This window comes from Microcoleus sp. OTE_8_concoct_300, assembly GCF_031383065.1.
Lineage (GTDB): Bacteria > Cyanobacteriota > Cyanobacteriia > Cyanobacteriales > Microcoleaceae > Microcoleus.
This window is the reverse complement of sequence record NZ_JANMZH010000793.1, coordinates 1-3,365: the sequence shown is the minus strand read 5'-3', so window position 1 is coordinate 3,365 and position 3,365 is coordinate 1. Positions and strand designations below refer to the sequence as shown.

General features: G+C 47.3%; 4 protein-coding genes. 3 read left to right on the top strand and 1 reads right to left on the bottom strand.

From position 1 onward, the window contains the following. From ACUVJL_RS35395 to ACUVJL_RS35385, 3 genes are all read left to right on the top strand, one after another. Positions 1 to 541: glycosyltransferase family 2 protein (locus tag ACUVJL_RS35395; RefSeq protein ID WP_445250093.1), on the top strand; the 541-nt coding region annotated here is incomplete at its 5' end. Between the two features lie 407 nt (positions 542 to 948). Further along, positions 949 to 1,101, top strand: coding sequence for a hypothetical protein (locus tag ACUVJL_RS35390; RefSeq protein WP_445250092.1), 153 nt, complete (start codon positions 949 to 951; stop codon positions 1,099 to 1,101). A 408-nt stretch (positions 1,102 to 1,509) separates the two neighbouring features. Beyond that, on the top strand, positions 1,510 to 2,799 hold the full coding sequence (locus ACUVJL_RS35385; protein ID WP_445250091.1) for a glucose-1-phosphate adenylyltransferase: 1,290 nt from the start codon (positions 1,510 to 1,512) through the stop codon (positions 2,797 to 2,799). 31 nt (positions 2,800 to 2,830) lie between these two features. Here ACUVJL_RS35385 and ACUVJL_RS35380 read toward each other — a convergent pair whose 3' ends face one another. Continuing rightward, a complete protein-coding gene (locus tag ACUVJL_RS35380) occupies positions 2,831 to 3,136 on the bottom strand; it encodes a hypothetical protein (protein WP_445250090.1) in 306 nt (101 codons plus the stop codon). Positions 3,137 to 3,365: the final 229 nt, after the last annotated feature.

Genomic DNA, 3,365 nt, shown 5'->3' with positions numbered 1-3,365 from the left:
AGTTAGCATAATTATTCCCAGCCACAATCGAAGTTCTTCGCTGCGGCGCGGTCTTGATGCTTTGCACTCGCAGACTTATCCCCTCGACCTGATCTCCGTTATTGTCGTGGCAGATAGCTGCATAGACGATACTTTGGCAATTTTACAAGACTACAAAGCTCCGTTTAAATTGCAGGTGATCGAGGTAAATTGCCGGAGCGCTGCCATCGCCCGCAATACCGGAGCGGCGGAGGCTACCGGGCAATTGCTGCTGTTTCTCGACGACGACATCGAAGCGCTGCCGCCTTTGGTGGAAAGCCACGCACGGGTTCACCGAGAGCGTCCGGGCTCGGCTGTTATGGATCCCTATCCGCCTAAGTTGCAGGGAGGAACTAGATTTTTTGACGTGGAAGTGCGCTCGTGGTGGGAAGACAAGTTTTATCAGATGAGCCTCTCGGATCACCGATTTATTAGACCTCTTGCAAAAATAACTAGGACGGGCAAGATGCCCATCCCACAAGAGTTATTTTTTCTTGTGGGATGGGCATCTTGCCCGTCCTAGTTATTTTTGCAAGAGGTCTAATGTTGTCGATCGACCAATTGTAAAATCTTACACAAACTTGCAGTCAATCTAATAGGACTAAAGCCAACTGTCACAGGACGATCGACTTGTAGGGTGCCCCGGACTCCGTTATTGAACCATTATCGAAGATTTGGGGTAGTAGAGAACCTTACTATATATGCCAGTTGCGTCCAGGACTGTCTCAGATTGGAAACTGACAAGCGAATTTCAAAGGTGGTACCCGCCACGTGATTTATCCGTGGAATCAATCGAAAATCGAAAATCGAAAATCCTCAAGCCCCCGGATTTATCCGTGGGATCAATCTAAAATCTCAAATCTCAAATCTCAAATCGATTGACTCTACCTAGAAATTTATCGTCCCGACGGGCGGCGCTTCCTGACTGCTGTGGAGTCCGACAAACTCACATCACATGAACGCCAGCAAAAAGAACCGGATCAAACTCAAGTAGAACCAGAGCGCTCTGAAGGGCCCAAACAGAGCGTCAGCGGGCGCGGCGGTGCGATCGACCAGCCTGGAAAAAGAACAACACCGCGATGATCCTGGATGAAGAAATTGCCAGAACGGGGAATTTACCCAAAAAACTTGTAATTAACAGCCAAAACCCCGAACCTTATTCTTTTGTTAAACTGCCCTTATTTATTGAGGCGTATTTTAACTCACAACTCAAAACTTTTTCAAATATCCATTATTTATTGATGAGTATTTTAACTCACAACTCACAACTCCTAACTTTAGTCCCGGACGCACTCCAACTCTCCTAAACCGGGTTTTTTAACTCTTATTCAGGGTGGGAAGAAGTATTTGGATTAAACAACCCGGTTTCTGGGTAAGCGACTCAACTCATACCTCAAAACTCAAAACTTCCTTGCTCCCCCCCCTTGTCAAGAAGCCCTCACCATCCGACACTGTACTTGGAGAGTTAATCGACCCTAGGGAGAAAGTTCCTTGAAAAAAGTCTTAGCCATCATCCTCGGTGGCGGTGTAGGCACCCGCCTTTACCCCCTAACCAAACTGCGAGCCAAACCCGCAGTTCCCCTCGCAGGGAAATATCGCCTCATCGATATTCCTGTCAGCAACTGCATCAACTCCGAAATAGTCAAAATCTACGTCCTCACCCAATTCAACTCGGCATCCCTCAACCGTCACATCTCTCGCACCTACCAGTTTTCCGGCTTCACCGAGGGATTTGTCGAGGTGCTCGCCGCCCAGCAAACTCAGGAAAACCCCAACTGGTTTCAAGGGACAGCCGACGCAGTTCGCCAATATCTCTCGCTGCTAGAACAGTGGGACGTTGATGAATACTTGATTCTTTCGGGCGATCACCTCTACCGCATGGACTACCAGAAGTTTGTGCACAGACACCGCGAAACCAACGCCGATATCACCCTCTCGGTTTTGCCAATGGACGAGAAGCGGGCCTCGGATTTTGGTTTGATGAAAATCGACGACACCGGCCGCATTGTTTCTTTCAGCGAAAAGCCAAAAGGCGATGCGCTCAAACAAATGCAGGTGGATACTACTACACTGGGACTGACAGCGCAGCAGGCTCAGGAAAGTCCTTACATTGCTTCGATGGGGATTTACGTCTTCAAAAGAGAAGTTCTGATTAAACTCCTGAAGGAATCTCCAAACCAAACTGATTTTGGTAAAGAGATTATTCCGAATTCTGCAAAAGACCACAACGTTCAAGCTTATTTGTTTGACGATTACTGGGAAGATATCGGAACCATTGAGGCTTTTTACGAGGCTAACTTGGCTCTGACAAAACAGCCTCAGCCGCCTTTCAGTTTCTACGATGAAAAGGCGCCGATTTACACTCGCCCGCGTTTCTTGCCGCCGACTAAGCTTTTAAATACTCACGTGACTGAATCGATTATTGCTGAAGGCTGCATTCTCAAGGAGTGCCGGATCGACCATTCTGTGTTGGGAGTTCGATCGCGCATTGAAGCTGGATGTACGATTCAAGACACTCTGGTCCTGGGTGCTGACTTCTACGAACCCGACGCCGAAAGGCATTCGAGTTTGGACAGCGGCGGCGTCGCCCTCGGTATCGGTGCAGATACTACAATTCGCCGCGCGATTGTGGATAAAAATGCCCGCATCGGCCGCAATGTTCAAATAATTAATAAAGACCGAGTGGAAGAAGCGAACCGCGAAAACCAAGGTTTTTACATCCGCAGCGGCATTATCGTAGTCCTGAAAAATGCCACGATTCCTGATGGAACTATCATTTAGTTATTAGTCATTAGTCATTAGTCGTCAGTCATTAGTTTTTTAAGTTAAAATCTGTTACCTGCTTTTCAAGTGACTGATGATAAATAACTAAATTAGTGACCAATGACCGATGACCGATGACTGATGACTGATGAGGAAATAAATTCTTTTTTTCGAGTTCATTATTAAGGGCAACCGCTGATGCGAGGTTGTCGAAATACTTCGCTTTATTAAAAACATTGCGCATTAATAAGGGATAGTCTGTGTTAGGCTCTGCGGTGATACAGATATGTTCGATCGCCTGCGTCTGGCGAATAGCTTCTGATTCTTGTATTTGCGATCGTAGCACGACTGACAAATGTGCTGCCCGTTTCTGAGTAAAACAAAACTCTCGGAACTATCCTTCCAATCGTCGCAGCAGCCGCAAGGCCAACTTAGCAAATAATTCATCGAAATTGCTGGGTTAGAAACCCCGTCCTTCCAGGACGGCTTTACATTAAATCAAAACCCCTTTCGGAGCGGAGGGGTATGGTTGCCCCTCCATTGGAGATATGGTTGTCTCCCTCCCCTTTTGGGGTAACGTTAGC